This window comes from Nitrospiraceae bacterium (genome assembly GCA_019637075.1).
Classification (GTDB): domain Bacteria; phylum Nitrospirota; class Nitrospiria; order Nitrospirales; family Nitrospiraceae; genus JAHBWI01.
The window spans coordinates 242,818-259,319 of the sequence record JAHBWI010000003.1 but is presented as its reverse complement, the minus strand read 5'-3'; the positions used below and the strand labels follow the sequence as shown (position 1 = coordinate 259,319).

General features: G+C 60.4%; 10 protein-coding genes. 9 read left to right on the top strand and 1 reads right to left on the bottom strand.

Going from position 1 to position 16,502, the window contains the following annotated elements; all coding sequences use genetic code 11:
• Positions 1-7: 7 nt before the first annotated feature.
• From KF814_09340 to KF814_09320, 5 genes are all read left to right on the top strand, one after another.
• On the top strand, positions 8-985 hold the full coding sequence (locus KF814_09340) for a hypothetical protein (GenBank protein MBX3236344.1): 978 nt from the start codon (positions 8-10) through the stop codon (positions 983-985).
• 99 nt (positions 986-1,084) lie between these two features.
• A complete protein-coding gene (locus tag KF814_09335; protein MBX3236343.1) occupies positions 1,085-2,035 on the top strand; it encodes an autoinducer binding domain-containing protein in 951 nt (316 codons plus the stop codon).
• A gap of 308 nt (positions 2,036-2,343) precedes the next feature.
• A complete protein-coding gene (locus tag KF814_09330; protein MBX3236342.1) occupies positions 2,344-3,615 on the top strand; it encodes a hypothetical protein in 1,272 nt (423 codons plus the stop codon).
• Positions 3,616-3,654: 39 nt separating this feature from the next.
• A complete protein-coding gene (locus KF814_09325) occupies positions 3,655-4,983 on the top strand; it encodes a beta-ketoacyl-[acyl-carrier-protein] synthase family protein (GenBank protein ID MBX3236341.1) in 1,329 nt (442 codons plus the stop codon).
• A gap of 178 nt (positions 4,984-5,161) precedes the next feature.
• The gene (locus KF814_09320) at positions 5,162-6,043 is read left to right on the top strand and encodes an autoinducer binding domain-containing protein (GenBank protein MBX3236340.1); all 882 of its coding nucleotides are present in this window, start codon (positions 5,162-5,164) and stop codon (positions 6,041-6,043) included.
• 23 nt (positions 6,044-6,066) lie between these two features.
• On the opposite strand, the gene KF814_09315 is transcribed toward KF814_09320, so the two are convergent.
• Entirely contained in the window at positions 6,067-6,825 is a 759-nt protein-coding gene (locus KF814_09315) for a GNAT family N-acetyltransferase (GenBank protein MBX3236339.1), read from the bottom strand.
• Between the two features lie 209 nt (positions 6,826-7,034).
• Here KF814_09315 and KF814_09310 point away from each other — a divergent pair, with 209 nt between their 5' ends.
• The 4 genes from KF814_09310 to KF814_09295 all read left to right on the top strand — a co-directional run bounded on the left by KF814_09310 (position 7,035) and on the right by KF814_09295 (position 16,479).
• Positions 7,035-7,853 (top strand): hypothetical protein, encoded by an 819-nt coding sequence (locus KF814_09310; GenBank protein MBX3236338.1) that lies wholly within the window; start codon positions 7,035-7,037, stop codon positions 7,851-7,853.
• Positions 7,854-7,947: 94 nt separating this feature from the next.
• A complete protein-coding gene (locus tag KF814_09305) occupies positions 7,948-8,604 on the top strand; it encodes a response regulator transcription factor (GenBank protein ID MBX3236337.1) in 657 nt (218 codons plus the stop codon).
• Positions 8,605-8,706: 102 nt separating this feature from the next.
• Positions 8,707-13,620: a PAS domain S-box protein gene (locus KF814_09300; protein ID MBX3236336.1), complete on the top strand. Its 4,914-nt coding sequence runs from the start codon at positions 8,707-8,709 to the stop codon at positions 13,618-13,620.
• A gap of 15 nt (positions 13,621-13,635) precedes the next feature.
• Entirely contained in the window at positions 13,636-16,479 is a 2,844-nt protein-coding gene (locus KF814_09295; GenBank protein MBX3236335.1) for a PAS domain S-box protein, read from the top strand.
• Positions 16,480-16,502 lie beyond the last annotated feature (23 nt).

Here is a 16,502-nt window from a genome sequence, read left to right as displayed (position 1 = left end):
AGGTCTCATGTATCGCTTGGCACGTACCGCCATTCTCCTCCTCCTGCTCTTCTATGGACAGCCTGCACTGGCTGATACGCAATCCGAGCACATCGACTGGGGACGATGGAGTTTCGATTGGGAGGTCCGAGACAATACCGGTCTGGCGTTGCGGGATGTGCGCTACGCCGGCGAACTCGTCCTGTCCAAAGCCAGTTTGCCGGTCATTCGCGTGAAGTATGTGAAGGAACGGGTCTGGTGGAACCCGTTCACCTGGTTCGGCTCTCGCGCTGAAAGCGGCCGTTGTGGGCCTTTCCAGGACCGCTTGCGATGGCAGGACCTCGTCCCAATCGTCAACTGCGGGAATCAGAAGATTTGCATTGAGACTACCGAACAAGGCGGCGTCAAATGGTTGGAGTTGGGTGTCTATGCACGCATCGGCGAATACCATCTCTATCAATCCTGGCACCTCTCCGACGATGGGGAGATTCGGCCGGTGCTGCAAAGTCGGGGGCTCTCCTGCAATACCAACCACCATCACCATCCCTATTGGCGTATTGATTTCGATATCGACGGCAACGGCATGGATCAGGTGTTCCTCCATGACGACGGCGGCCCGGATGAGGGCTGGGGGCCTGGCTGGCGCAAGTACACGAACGAGCGAAACGACGTAAAGAACCCCTCCACGCACCGTGTGTGGTTCGTACGTGACCATCCGACCGGACACGGAGTCTGGATATTCCCGGGATCCGGCTACCCACCCCTGGCCGGGGACGGAGAGCGTGACCGTTTTGCCGATCACGATATCGCCGTCCGGCGGGCCACCGCCGCAGAGGACGGCCCTTGGATCTTCGGCGCGCGCGGTCAACTCGGCTACGACGAAGACAATCAGAGCGTTCAGGAGCAGGACATAGTCCTCTGGTACGTCGGTCACCTGCCCCACATGGCAGCCCTGGGTCCCACCAAGTGGCTGACGCTCGGACCGATCCTTCGCATTCAACGGTAACGATCGGCAGAGTATTGCGGTGGGCCTGCATGAGCCGCTCTGCCACGACCGCTACTAGGGACTAATGGCTCTAGATGCAGAAGTTTTGCGGAGGCTACAATGACAGCGCTGGAGATCGGCCATGTGTCGCCCGAGAGGACAGGCCGCCGTACACGACCGGCCTTCTCCTCCATCCGATTTACGCTCACAGACGATCGAGCACAGGCGTCTCCGTTCGCCAACGCCACCCAAGTACCTCGAGGGATCGGCATGAATCGGCCCGAGTTCTCCTCCAAAGAGTTCCAGCGACTCGGGGAGATCATGTACGAAGCGCGCGCACTGGCTAGACCGGATGGCGTGTGGCAACTGGTTTCAGCGGTACAACGGGTCGTCCCGTATGAATTCTCCGGCTGCGGTGCCGTCAACCTGGTCCGCGGTGTCGATCCCTCAATTGGACATTCCACATACCCACAGGAATTCTGCCAACTGTACATGGGCCAAGGTCTGGCCAGCGACCCGGCGGTCCACCGGCTCCTGACATCCGGACAGACCGTAACGTCCAGCGCCGATGTGCCGCAGCATTACGAGCCCAAGGAAGTGACCTCCCTCAAGCTCGATTTCAACATCAAGACCTGTCTATCTGCCGGAGTCCGCGGCGCCAACGGCAGCTGCTCCTATTTCGCCTTCAGCAATTTCGACCCAAAGCAAACCCAAAAGCTGCGCTTGCTCCTAGATATCCTGACGCCCCATTTTCACCTCAGTTATCTGCGCTGCAACACAGTACGGCAACCGCAGCAACCGCCGGGGCCCTCATTGCTGCTGAGCAAACGTGAGGAAGAAATCCTCCGCTGGGTCGCCGCGGGCAAAACGAACTGGGAAATTTCCGTCATCCTGAAGGTCAGCCTCAACACGATCAAGTTTCACCTCAAGAACATCTTCCAAAAGATTGGAGTCGAAAACCGCTGGAGCGCGATTGCCTACTGGCAAAATGGGGAGCAGCATCGACTGATTCCCTCATCGCCACCCAGCGATGACCGTTCGCCGCGCCCTCCGCACGACCAGTCCAAGTAATCTCGGCGTCAGGGGCTTCCGTGACGCCGGCTCACCATGAGCCGCAGCGGCACGCGTCCAAGCCCGCAGACCATCACACTCATCCCTTGGCAAGACGGTTGAGGAGCGATTCCTTCGCTGCCGTAGCACAACGCATTCCCCCCTTCTACCTAATGAAATACGCAGCGTCACCTACCCCGGTGGGTAGGTGACGCTACCACCACGCTCCCGTAGAGTCTCCTCACGCTGTTTCCGTAACACCCGTACCATCACAGCACGGCAAGCCCGGGCCGGCCGCGAGGACCGACGAACCCCGGAAGGAGGACCCCATGAAACAGACTGCCGCTCATCCCGCGACAATGGAGGCCACGTTCACCCTACTGGACCTGTTGCAACAACGGAAGACGCGTCGCTTCGGCCGTGGCATGACGCTGCCCACCGGACCCTTGACCTATGAAAGCCGACACGAGCCGGTCCCGCTGAGCCGCGAGGAAGAACGCTACTTGATCTATGCCGCCGTCGGCCAATCGGGGCGCAACCTCGGCGACATGCAGTTTGTCAGCCACCCCGGCCACAGCGACGGCCAAGGCCAAGCCCTCATGAATTTCCAGAGCCGGACTGTCCCGAGTCCTTGCGCAGCCCACACCACGCATCTCTTCTATACGAACGATGACGGCGTCTTCTTCGTCCGCGGTGCGGCAGGGCCGGAACACCCGTGGGACCTTCAGGTCGTCCAACTGCAGAACTTGCGCATGGAGATCCCGCGTGAAGCCCCGTTCATGCTGCCGTTCAACCAATGGTACACAAACCGCCCCGGCACGACCCTGTTCATTCCTGTCACCAACATCGCCCAGCTGTATCTGAATCTTCTGCTGATGCTGTTCAGCGAGGAGACCGGCTACTTCGTCGTCGACACCGACAACGGCAACGCCGGCTGCGGCCTGGACGCATTCCGCAAGAGCCGCGGCGGGCATCTCCATGACGACCTCGCAAAACGGCGCATGTTCAGCCTGCGGGAGCTGGATGCCGGCATTTGCGAAACCGCCATCCAAGAGCAAGGCATCATCTGCGAACACATCGCCCTCATGCAGCAAGCACTCGGCCTCGGCGGCGGTATCCAGAGCGTCGGCAGCGGCCGTCACCTGCTCGGCATGGAACCGCACATCTATCCCGGGCTGGGTTTCCATTTCGTCGTGCCGCCGGGCAAGCCGCTGCGCGCCAACCCGGTCGGACTCCCGCAGGTCTGGGAAGGGCCGACTCCGCCCTTTGTGCCTTCCATGCGGGCTGCGGTGGAGGGTCTGGTCGCGAGCAAATTCGGCTCCGAGGGCGTCTATCGTAAGCATGGAAGTGCCACCTGGGGGCGGGCGGCATCGGAGACTCAGGTTCCCCGGCATTCCGAACGCGCCGTTGAGGCGACCATCGCCTTTGCTGAGTACATCCTCGCCACCTATGGACGATTCCCGGCTCATGCGGATGCCTGTAAGTCGATCGTCGCCTGTCAAACTCACCATGTGGACGAGGACTTCTACGCGACGTTCTATCCCGAGTCGGCCCTTACGGACGCCCATCGGGACCATATGCACACGTGGCATGGCCATTGACGGTAATTTTTCACAATGCCTCAGAAACAGGAGGGCACTATGGCACAGCACACAGCACGTCGAGTCGTCATTACCGGTATGGGAGTCATCTCCCCCTTAGGCAGCACGGTCGATTTGTTTTGGCATCTCCTCAGCCGGGGCGAATCCGCCGTGAAGCCGCTCCGATCCTTTGATACCACGCCGTTTCAAGCCTGTCTGGCGGCCGAAGTGGAAGACTTCGATCCCGAAGATTTCCTGCATCGCAAGCAAGTGCGCCGCATGGGACGCGCCACCCAGTTCGCTGTCGCCTCGGCCATGATGGCCTCGCGCGATGCCGGCCTCGACCTCGAACAGGAGGATCGGGCTTGCATCGGCGTCTCGTTCGGCACGTCAATCGGAGGGATGAAGGAAGCGTTCGAATACCACGACGCCGCGACACGCACGGCCTACGAGCGGGTCAACCCATTCACGATGAGCATGACCTTTCCCAATGCCATTTCCTCTGAAGTCGCGATCGTGCTGGGCATCCACGGTCCCTGCGAAACCTACTCCATCGGCTGCTCCTCCACGGCCAACGCCGTCGGTCGCGCCTATGAATGGATCAAGTCCGGCCAGTCCTCCATTGTCGTAGCGGGAGGCAGCGAAGCACCTCTGCACCCGAGCGTGTATGCGGCGATGAACGCCGGCCGCGCACTCGCACCGGATGAACGGGGCTCCATCCGCAATCTCCCCAGACCGTTCGACAAAACACGATGCGGCATGGTGTTGGGTGAGGGCGCCGGCAGCTTCATTCTGGAAGACTACGAACACGCGCGGGCGCGCGGGGCCAAGATGTATGCGGAATTGGAAGGTTGGGGGTTCACATGCGATGCGCATTCGATGGTGAAACCCGCCGTTACCGGATCGGATCAGCAACGTGCGGCGCAATTGGCGCTGAGCCACGCGCACTGGTTCCCGGAAGAAGTCGATTACGTCAACGCCTGCGGGCTCGGCACCGTCGAGTTGGACGCGATGGAGACCCAGACGATCAAGTCCGTTCTCGGTCGCCACGCCTACCAGATTCCGGTCAGTTCCTTCAAAGCGGCCTTGGGCCACGCCTTTGCCGCCAGCGGCGCATTCCAGATCATCGGCACGGCCAAGGCGATGGAACACCAATTCATTCCACCGACATTGAACTTGAGCACACCGGATCCGGCCTGCGATCTGGACTACGTCGCCGGTGAAGGCCGTCCGGCGCATCTGCGTCGCGCGCTCGTGAACAGTTTCGGATTCGGCGGGAAGAACATCGTGTTGGCCTTATCCCGCGTCGACACCGCCGTCGCAACCCACGACCGCTGCGAGCACCGGTATGGTGACGCTCGGTCCGGTGAGCTGACTGGTGTGTCGTAACCATGCACCTGTACCCACGGGCCTTGTTTCTCCCGGCGCCGGTTGCGTACGCCGCGGCCGGTGCCGGCCGAAATCGGGCCCGCAGAGCGATTCGGAGAACGGTTCTGCGTCGAACTCGCATTCCAGTCACACATGTCGCTGCCTCGAACGCGCACGACGCCGAGGCGGGAGGGTAATCATGCGAAAAGGGTCGCCCACACCCACATCATCGAGCTCCTCACCAAACGCACCCCGACTTCCGCAGGCCAACTCCGCCTGGACGGAGCCGCAGAACGAAACAGATGCGCCCCGGTTTCCCCTGCAGGCCTTCACCGACTTTTCCAAGACGGAGCTTCTGAATTTCATGGAGGTCTTTCACTACGCCTTCCATGCGAAGACGGAATCTGAAGTCACCACGCTGCTGCAACTCACTCAGCGCCATATACCCTGCAGAGCAATGATCGCTGGAATCCTGACGGTCGATCCCGCCATGCCATCGCCTGGATTCCATAAGATCGTCAATGTGAGCTATCCCACCGACTGGATCATGCTATACCTGAAAAACCGCTATGCCGGCGTGGATCCGGTGTTACGCCAGCATATCCGTTCAGGCGGGAAAACCCAGGCCTGGACCAATACGTACCAACGCAACCCCTCGCTCAAAGGCCAAGAATTCGTCGAGGAAGCACGGGCGTTCGGCCTATCCACGGGCGTGACCATCGGAGAGGCCGACTCCGCACAGGGCCTTACCAGTTTCGTTTCCTTCGCGGACGACAAGGAACCCGTACCGACTCGGTATCACGCCGCCCTGTCCTATTTGTCGAGATATCTCCACGGAGCCATCATGCGGATCACGCCGCCCGTGATCGCGCCAGCCGGCTCAGATCTTTCCCCGCGTGAACAGACAGTCCTCGACTGGATGCGCCACGGAAAGACCAATTGGGAAATCTCCCGCATCCTCGGGGTGAGCGAACGCACGATTCGGTTTCACGCGGAAAGCATTTTTCACAAGCTTGACGTCAGTTCGAGGACGCAGGCCGTCGCCTATGCGGTGGAGAAGGGCCTCCTGGCGAGACGCTGATCCGCCGGAGTGCCGATGACCAGCTATCCGATTGGGCCGCCTAACGCTGATACCACCAACTCCGCCGATGTCGCCTGACAGGCGACATGAAGGGCCTGTCGCCCCGCCCCGGACCGCACGTTGAGCGGCCTCGCGATCGGCGCAGCCCCTTCAGACATCCACTCGAGGAACCACGGCCGCAGCCGCGCATTTTGCTCTCGAAACTCGTTCCAGTCCAAGACCGCCGCAACCGTCAATGCATGGGCAGGGGGAAAGGCGATCGCCGGCCCCAGCGGCCGACCGGGGAATCCCATGGTTCGCAGCATGCGAAGCACTCGTTTCTCCACCACCATGTATGAATAGCGTACGGACTGTTCCGTCAACCAGCGATACATTCCCCGAAGCAACGCGAGCAAGATTTTCGACTTCTCGCCTTGACGCCGCTCGCCGGGATCAATCGCCAGCCTCGTGATCTCGTTCGCGATCGGTTCCCGGATCAAGTTGTAGCTTCCCTCGAACAGCCCGGCGAATTCATGTTCGATCATCATGGGGCCATAGGACGGCAGCAGGCGCACGACACCCAGCAACCGATCTTCCTCCCCGAAGACTCCGAGCGACGTCGCCCATCCGTCGTATTGATCAATTTCCCGCCCATCGGGCGAAGCCGGCACCCAGCCCAATGAGTCAACGTAGATCCGATGGCGCAGGCGGAAAGAAGCATCGAGTTCTTCCGCAGAAGACAAGACAGTCACGCGGTAACGTTCTCCGGACGGCAGCGGCACATCAGCATCGATCCCATACATGACAGACCTCCTTGAATACGTGGGCCTACCGTATGGTTCTCCCTACACAGGGTCAATTTCACCTGGCGGCTACGCCAGGTGCGCGACGACACCGGAACCGGAGACAATCACCTTAGGTGCTACTGCTAGGGCATGAATCGAGATGGACTGCCGCAAGGTGCCGTAGGACGAGTGAGCGAGATGCCAGACCACCGTTATGAAGGGTTCTGATGAAGCCTCGTGAACCACGGGAGAAACTCGCCGCAGTTGTTCGGCTGCCGAGCCTTCCTCAACGCCACAAACCTGTGCCGGCCTCCGAGCTTGCGCAGGATCAGCATCGGCTGCTCACCGAGGCATTGCGTGCCAAGGATGCCCGGCTTCAGGAACTGCTTCAGGATCGAGACCGATTCACCCATGTACTGCAAAATGAGGTGCTTGAGCCCTTGTACCAACTGGAAGCGACCTTCTCCCCGGGAAAGACCAGGGATCGGCAGGCGGCCGGCCACCCCGGCAAGCAGATGCGCAGAATCATTCAGGGCGTCCGGGAACGCATTCTTTCGCTGGAAGCGGACGTGATCACGGGATTCGAATTTGAATCGGAACTCCACCAGTTGGCGGCCGCAGCACGGCACTTCGGTAATCTCGGAGTCACCATCTCGGTCGACCCCCGCAGTGTAGCGCTCCTCACACAAGAGGAAAGCCGGCGGTTGCTGTGCGTCGCGCGCTCCTTGCTGGCCAGCACGTTGCGCTGTTCGGGCATGCGCAACTTGGACATGATGTTGATTTCAGCCAAGCAACATATCCGCTTCGTCTTGCTCGAAGACGGCACCCACAGGACAACCGCCGGGCCTCGCATCAACATCGACGAAATCGACGCTCATGTGGCAGGGATCGGCGGACGCGTGATGCTCAGACGGCGGCCCCGGTTTGAGTTGACCGTCGTCTTGAGTACGGCGACCCCGGTTCACCTCCATGGGACTCAGGACACAGACATGCAACCAGAGGCATCCCCCACGCATCCTCAACCGGGAATACCACGCCATGCATGATCGATCGCCAAGGGAAGGTCTTACCGACCCCGACGGTGAGCGCGGGCGGATCATACGACTGAACCGGGAAGACTCTCGAGAGCGGAATTCATCCATGAGCCATACGTCAAAGAAGCAGTCAGAGGTCTACATTCTCAATCCGGAGGAACTCGTACGCGTGGGCTTGCGTACGCTGCTCGAGCCCGAACCAGACTTTGTGGTTGTCGGAGAAGCGACCGCCAAGTCCGAGGCGCTCTCGGGCATTGCGCGGCTGCGTCCCGATATCGTCATTCTCGACCTCCGATTGGAGGACGGCAGCGGCATCGAGGCCGCCAGGGAGATCATGGAGCAATGCCCCAAGTCCCGGCTCCTCTTCCTCTCGGACAGGCTTGACGATGAGACGCTCCTGTCGGCCGTGGCCACTGGCGCGCACGGCTACGTGCTCCGCGATGCAGGCGCGGAGACTTTACTCCAAGCGTTGCGGACCATCATGCGAGGCCAGTCGTTTCTCGACCCCCGTGTCACACACCATACCTTCGCCTACCTGCGACGCCTGGCAACTAGACCGCCGGAACGCACGAACCTCCCCCTCTCGCCTCAGGAGCAGCGGCTCCTCCCCCTGGTTGCTCAGGGAAAAACCAATAAGGAAATCGCCGCAGAACTGGGGTTGAGCGACAAGACGGTCAAGAATTACCTCGCGAGCGTGTACACAAAATTGCACATCAGCAGGCGATCACAAGCGGCGGCCTTCTACTCCAAGCACTTCTCCTGACCTCCATTCCAGGATGGTCGGTACGCCTTAAGTTTTCACCGCAATCACCCGAAACAACATCCGGCAGGTTCCCCCCTTCACCTCTGCAGGTGTGTCTACGCCATGTATCGACTGACCTCGTTCTCGCTCCGGGACATGACCGCCTGTGGTGCCGCGCTTCGCCGACTCGGTGCGGGGGCCACAGGAATCGAACAAGTCGCTCAACGGCTCGTTCAATATTTATTCAATTCCCTCATCCGGGATGAGGGCCGAGACCCAGCCTGCGCGCTGGTGCGGCTATTCAAGACCCATCCCCACAGTCATCTCTCGTCTGAGTTGCAGTCCCTGGTCGCCAAACGTCTGGGAAAGGCGCCGGACCGCCCCGACACGAAATGCCTCACATTGCTGGGCAGCGCCGGCATCGTGTCGGGATGGAATGAACCGGCCTTGTCCAGCCGGTTTCGGGTGATCCCGCTTGAGAACCCCGAGGCCGTCGACAAGCTGCCCATGTTCAGCCGCCTCTTCAGACAATTCGGCCTGTCGGTTCCGGAAATCACGATGGGCGATGCGGGCGTCCTGCTGGATTCCAGCGAGCACGCATATAGCGTGTTCCATGTGCTGAAAGCCGAGGGCAGTCCCTTCGTACCTGCTCAGGACGAATTCGTCCGTCGCTACGGAATCAAATCAGTCCTTGGGTTCGGAGCCCCGCTCCCGAGCGGCGAGATGTTCGCGGTGATCTTGTTCAGCCGAGATGCCGTGACCAGCCAAACCGCCGAACTCTTCAGAACCCTGGCCCTCTGCGCCAAAATTGCCCTGCTCCCGTTCGATCACCCGGAACAGATACTCCCGGCCTCGGCAAACCTCCAGACAGGGTCGCAAGGTCTCGAGCCGCGCAATACCGCCGCGACGCTCATGAACCAGATCGCCTTGCTCGAGAAGCTTCTGACCGTGCAGGAGCAGACGGCAGAATCACAGGCCGACCGCCTTCAGATCGCCCTGACCGGTGGAGGATTGGGAACCTGGGATTGGGACATTCCGTCGGGAAAAGTCTCCTTCAACCAACGATGGGCTGAAATGCTCGGCTATCGGGTCGAGGAGATCGAACCCCATGTGCGAGCATGGGAGCTCCTTGTACACCCCGATGACAAAAACCGGGTCATGGCCGCCCTCACTGCTCACCTCGAAGGCCACACGACATCCTATTCCACGGAACACCGGCTCAGAACGAAACAGGGAGAATGGAAATGGGTGCTCGACACCGGTCGGGTACTGGTTCGTGATGAGTCCGGCACGCCCGTGCGCGCGGCCGGTATCCACATGGACATCAGCGTGCGGAAGCGTCTCGAAGAGGCGCAAGCCAGAACCGAAGACGAGCTCCGGCGGCAACGGCAGGCACTGGAGGACGCCCAGGGTCTGGCCCATGTGGGATCATGGGAATGGGACATCGATACCGGAGCCCTGCGATGGTCGGAAGAACAGTTCCGAATCTTTGGCCTCTCATCTGAATCGGTAACGCCCACCTACGACTTGTTCATCAGCGCGCTCCACGAAGACGACAAGGACCGGGTGCTGAAGGCGATCGAGCAGGCATTCGACGGCACCGCCCCCTACGACGTCGAGTGCCGAATCATCCGCCCCACCGGGGAAGTGCGGCAGGTGCACTGCCGAGGGATCGTGCATCGGAACGACGGCGGCGCCCCCGTCGGGGTGACCGGGACCATCCAAGACGTCACCGAACACAGGACGACCCAAGCGGCGCTGAAAGAAACCTCGGAATCCCTCCGCGCCAACGAGGATTTCCTCCGGCAACAGATCGTCGAACTTCCCCTCGGGCACATACTCTGGGATCGTGATTTCAGAGTTCGTTCCTGGAACCCAGCCGCAGAACGAATCTTCGGATACACCGCGGCGGAGATCATGGGGCGCTCCGCCGCCTGTCTCATCCCTGCTGATGTCCGGCCTCCTGTCGATGCAATCTGGGCCCGGCTACTGGCGGGCGACAGGACCGCTCACAGCACCAATGAGAATGTCACGAAGTCCGGAAAACGCATCATCTGCGAATGGTCGAATACTCCACTGCGTGATGCCGCGGGAAACGTCGTCAACGTACTCTCGATGGTCAGCGACGTGAGCGATCGCCAGGGGATGACAGAAGAGGTTCTCCAGAGCGAGGAACGATTCCGGCAACTTGCCGAGCATATCGATGCCGCCTTTTGGCTCGTACCGGCGGACAAGAAGAAATTGATCTACCTCAGTCCCGCCTTCGAATCCATCTGGGGTCGCAACCGCACTGAGCTCTATGCCAACCCTGGGCTCTGGCTCCAATACGTACATCCGGATGACCGTGAGCGGGTCGAAATTGCCGCCGCCTGTCAAGCGGAACTGCCCTACGACGAGGAATATCGAATCGTGCGCCCCGATGGAGACGTCCGATGGATCCGCGACCGCTGCTTTCCCATCAAGGATGAGCACGGCCAGGCCTACCGTCTCGCAGGCATTGCTCAGGATATCACCGCCGCGAAACAGATGGAGGAAGCGGTGCGGGCCAGCGAGACGCGTTATCGCTCGCTCGTTGAGCAGTCTCCCAACGCCGTGCTGGTCACCTGCGACGGCCGCATCGTGTACGCCAACCGCGCCTGTCTCCATCTCGTCGGCGCTGCGACCCAATCCCAACTGCTGAAACGGGACTTTTTTTCTCTTATCCCGCCGGAATCCCGCGAGCGCTTTCAGGCTCGCATCGAGGAAATCGCCATCACCGGGAAGGCGCTTTCACCGATGGAGGATCGCTTCATCCGGCTCGATGGGACCACGATCGACATCGAGATCTCGGCCGCCCCGATCACCTTCGAAGGCCGGCCCGCCATTCAACGCATCGTCACGGACGTCACGACGAGAAAACGGCTGGAGCGTGCGCTGGTGTCGGCCAACCTTCAACTGCAGGGCATTTTGGATGCCGCCGCCCACATTGCCATCATCGCCACGGACACCTCCGGGCGAATCACCACCTTCAACCGCGGTGCGGTCAACCTTCTCGGGTATTCCGCGGAAGAAATGGTCGGGAAACAAACGCCGCTCATACTCCACGACATGGCTGAGATCGATCGGCGGGCCAACGAACTGACGGTCCAATTCGGGCGCCAGATCAAAGGCTTCGACGTCTTTGTAGAAAATGCTCGTCAGGGCGGCTACGACGAAAGGGAATGGACGTACATCCGTAAGGATGGCCGGCGGCTCATCGTGCTGCTCACCATCACCGCGCTCCGGAATCCGGCCGGCGTCATCACCGGAATCTTGGCCGTCGCCAAAGACATCACCCAGCGAAAAGAGTCGGAAGCGGCGCTGGCTCAAGCGTCCCAGGACCTTGAATTCAAGAATACCGAATTGGCCCACGCGCGAGATGAAGCCCTGGCGGCGGCGAAACTCAAGGCCGACTTCCTGGCTACAATGAGCCACGAAATCCGCACCCCGATGAACGCCATCATCGGCATGACCGGCCTCTTGCTCGAAACCGCGCTGAGCGATGAGCAGCGGGACTTTGCGGATACGGTGCGACGCTCGAGCGATGCGCTGCTCACGCTCGTCAATGACATCCTGGACTTCTCCAAGATCGAGTCGGGAAAGTTGGCCTTCGAGAACATTGCCTTCGACCTGCGGTCTACGATCGACGACACCCTCGAACTACTGGCCGAGCAGGCTCAGGGCAAGGGACTGGAACTGGTCGGTCTGGTCGACGCCTCCTTGCCCCACGCGGTGTTTGGCGATCCGGGACGCCTGCGACAGGTGCTCGTAAACCTGGTCGGCAACAGTATCAAATTCACATCGGCCGGAGAAGTTTTCGTCCAAGTCCTCCGCGTGCCGGGCGAGGGCCCCCTGAAGCTACGGTTTTCGGTCACGGACACGGGGATCGGCATTGCCCCGGACGTTCAAAAGCGATTGTTCCAAGCCTTCACCCAGGCGGACAGTTCCACCACGCGACGCTTCGGCGGAACAGGGCTGGGGCTGGCTATCTGCAAACGACTCGTCGCCCAGATGCAGGGCGAAATCGGTGTGGAGAGCGCACCCGGCACAGGCAGCACATTTTGGTTTACCGCACAACTGCCGGAGGCCTCACTTCCGAACTCGGTCCAGCCGCTCTCATGGCAGCAATTGAGGGGACGGCGGGTCTTGCTGGTTGACCCCAACCAGTCCGCCCGTCGAGCCGTCGAACAACTCCTTCGGACCAACGGCATTTATAGTTTCAGCGCCGGCACCGAGCAAGAGGCCCTCGCGATGGCTCGTGCCGCAGCAGAGAAGGAACCCTTCGACGCCGCCTTGATCGAATTGCATTTGCTCGATAGAGACGGCTTTGAACTCGCAAAGATCTTGAAGTCCGACCCGGCGACCGCAACGATTCGGACCGTCATCCTCACCACGGTTGGTCGACGTGGGGACGGAATCATCGCCCAGGAATTCGGTATCGCGGCCTACTTGACCAAACCCCTGCGCCAAGGCCAACTCCTGGATTGCCTCAGCCTGATTCTCTCCGATCGCGCCGCGCAGTCGAAATCCACCGATAGCACTGCCGCTCCGCTCATTACCAAACATAGCCTCTCCGAGTCCCAGGGTCCTTGCCACGTCCGGCTGTTGCTCGTGGAGGATAACCCCATCAACCAAAAGGTAGCGACCAAGATGCTGGAGAAGTTTGGGTATCGGGCCGATGTGGCGGCGAATGGTCAAGAAGCCGTAGCCGCCTATCAACGATCCCGTTATCCGCTCATTCTGATGGACTGTCAGATGCCCGAAATGGATGGCTTCGAAGCCACGCGTCTGATCAGGCAGCGGGAATCTGAAAGCTTGTCGCAACACGACCCTGCGCCCGGTCGGAATCGCGTCCCCATTGTTGCCATGACCGCTAATGCCATGAAAGGAGATCGGGAACGGTGCCTCGAGGCCGGAATGGATGACTACATTGCCAAACCGATCCGCGCCAAGGATCTCCAGGCCATAATCGAGAATTGGCTGGGAAATCAACCGGCAAAAACCGGCACGACGGGCTAATCAAGGACGCATTGTATGTCACTCCCATCTCGGCATCCCGAATCGTCCCGCGACCTCCTATCGGGGACCTCCGCCCATGTCGCCCTTCTTGACTCGGACGGCACCATCGTCTCGATCAACAAGGCCTGGGCGCGACTCGCCACAGTCGACGGGTTTGCAGGCGCCCACATCGGACTGAACTATCTGCAGATCTGCGATGCGGCCAAGAACCAAATGAACGGTCGACGTCTCGCGGACGGGGTCCGAAAGGTTCTTGCCGGAACGCAGCAGATCTTCTCGCACGAATATGCCTCTTCCGGTACGGCACATTCCCAACAGCGGTATCGCATCGTGGTCACGGCGCTTCAGGGGGCACCGAAGGCGCGCGCTATCGTCTTGCATCTCGACGTGTCCGACATCAAACGGGCGGAGGCCGCCTTTCGACGAAGCGAAGCCGAGTTGAAGGCCATCGTGTACACAGCAGTGGACGGCATCGTCGTCATCGACGAACGGGGCACCATTGAATCGGTGAATCCCTCGGTCACGCGATTGTTCGGATACGAGCCCGTGGAGTTGATCGGCAAGAATGTGAAGATGCTCATGCCTTCCCCGTACGATTCGGAACACGACCAATATCTTCGGAACTACCTGACCACCGGGGAAAGGAAAGTCATCGGTATCGGACGTGAGGTGGTGGGGAAACGCCGCGACGGGTTCACGTTTCCGATCAGCCTGGGCGTCAGCGAAATGATAGTCGAGGGGGTCCGGAAATTCACCGGCATCATCCACGATCTTTCTTCGCGCAAACAGGCGGAGGCTTTGTTTCGGCAGGTCGTCGAATCCGCCCCCAACGGCATGTTGATGATCAACCCGCTCGGCGTGATCACCCTCGTCAACAAGCAAATCGAACTGATGTTCGGCTACAGCCGCGAGGAGATGATCGGCCAATCGGTAGAGCTCCTCATTCCCGAACGATTCCGCGCCGGGCACCCGGCCCACCGTATCGCCTACTTCGCCGCCCCCTCGTCCCGCGCCATGGGCGCCGGCCGCGAACTCTACGGCTTACGCAAGGACGGCAGTGAGTTTCCCGCCGAGCTGGGCCTGAATCCCATCGACACCGCCGCCGGGCCCCTCGCCCTCGCCTCGGTCGTCGACATCACCCCCCGCCGGCAGGCGGAAGCGGCCCTCGCCAAGGCCACCCATGACTTGGAAGCCAAGAACCGAGAGCTTCTGGATGCCCGCGACCAGGCTATCCGGGCCGGACAGGCCAAATCCGACTTCCTGGCTACCATGAGTCACGAAATCCGTACCCCGATGAACGGGGTGATCGGCATGACCAACCTGCTGCTCGATACGCAATTGACTTCGGAGCAGAAGGAGTTTTTGCATACGCTCAAGCACTCGGGCGAGTCCTTGCTGCGGATCATCAACGACATTTTGGACTTTTCGAAGATCGAAGCGGGCAAGTTTGCGATCGAAGCCATCCCGTTCGATCTGCGGCTCACGATCGAGGATACGCTGGATCTTCTTGCCCCCACCGCGCAGGGACGGCAGCTGGAACTGGTCGGTCTCATCGATGCGCAGACTCCGCGGACGGTGGTCGGCGATCCCGGGCGTGTCCGTCAGATCCTGACCAACCTGGTCGGCAACGCCGTCAAATTCACCGAGAAGGGGGAAGTGCTGATCCAGGTATTGCAGATCGAGGAAAGTTCGAGTTCCATCTTGCTCCGTTTTGAGGTGATCGACACGGGAATCGGGCTGACGCCCGAAGCACAGGAAAAGATGTTCCAGGCCTTCACCCAAGCCGATAGCTCAACGGCCCGCAAGTATGGGGGAACCGGGCTGGGCCTGACGATCTGCAAACGGCTGGTCGAGTTGATGGGTGGGCAGATCGGGCTTCACTCGATATCGGGCTTGGGAACCTGTATCTGGTTCACCATTCGATTCGGCACCCAGAGTGCTCCGGTTTCCACCGCCCAGCCTCCGGTACTGCTCAAAGACTTGAGCGGACTTCGAGTGTGCTTGATTGACGACAACGCCACGAATCGGAGTCTGCTGCAGTACCACGTTTCGGCGTGGAAGATGGAACACCAAAGCGCAGTCGACGGTCCCTCGGCCCTTTCGCTCCTCCGAAACGCAGCTAAGGATGGCACGCCCTTCGACTTGGCCATCATCGACGTGCACATGCCTGAAATGGACGGGTTACAGCTTTGCCGCTTGATCAAGCAGGACCCCGCCATCCAGCATACCCAGCTGATTTTGCTGACGGCCTGCGGCCAGCGCGGCGACAGTGCCGCGGCGAAGGAAGTCGGAGCCGCCGCCTATTTGACCAAACCAATCCGTGAACGCCATCTCGCAGACTGTATCCGTTTGATCTTCGGCCGCGAACCTGGCGAGCACCAGGCTCCCCCGCTCATTACTCGGCACTCCATGTCGGAGGTTCAGAATCGTCCCGTGCATAGGGTCTTGGTCGTGGACGACAACCCTGTCAATCAACGAGTGGCGGTCAAGATGCTGGAAAAGTTGGGATGCCGGGTGGATGTGGCGAGTAATGGGATGGAAGCACTGGCTGCCATCTGTCGGCATGAGTACCCTCTCGTCTTCATGGATTGTCAGATGCCGGAGCTCGACGGCTTTGAAACCACACGGCTGATCCGCTCACAGGAATTGTCCGGGCACCATCTGCCGATCGTCGCGATGACCGCCAATGCGATGGAAGGGGACCGCAACGCTTGCTTGAAATCAGGCATGGACGACTTCATCAGCAAGCCGATCATGCCCGCGCAGCTTAAGGCAGTCGTGAATCGCTGGCTTTCTCAACCAAACAAGGACGGCACCGACTCCCCAGAAACGGATTCATCATCAGGATTGGAACGTTGACAGAAGCCCGCGCGCCGACTAGG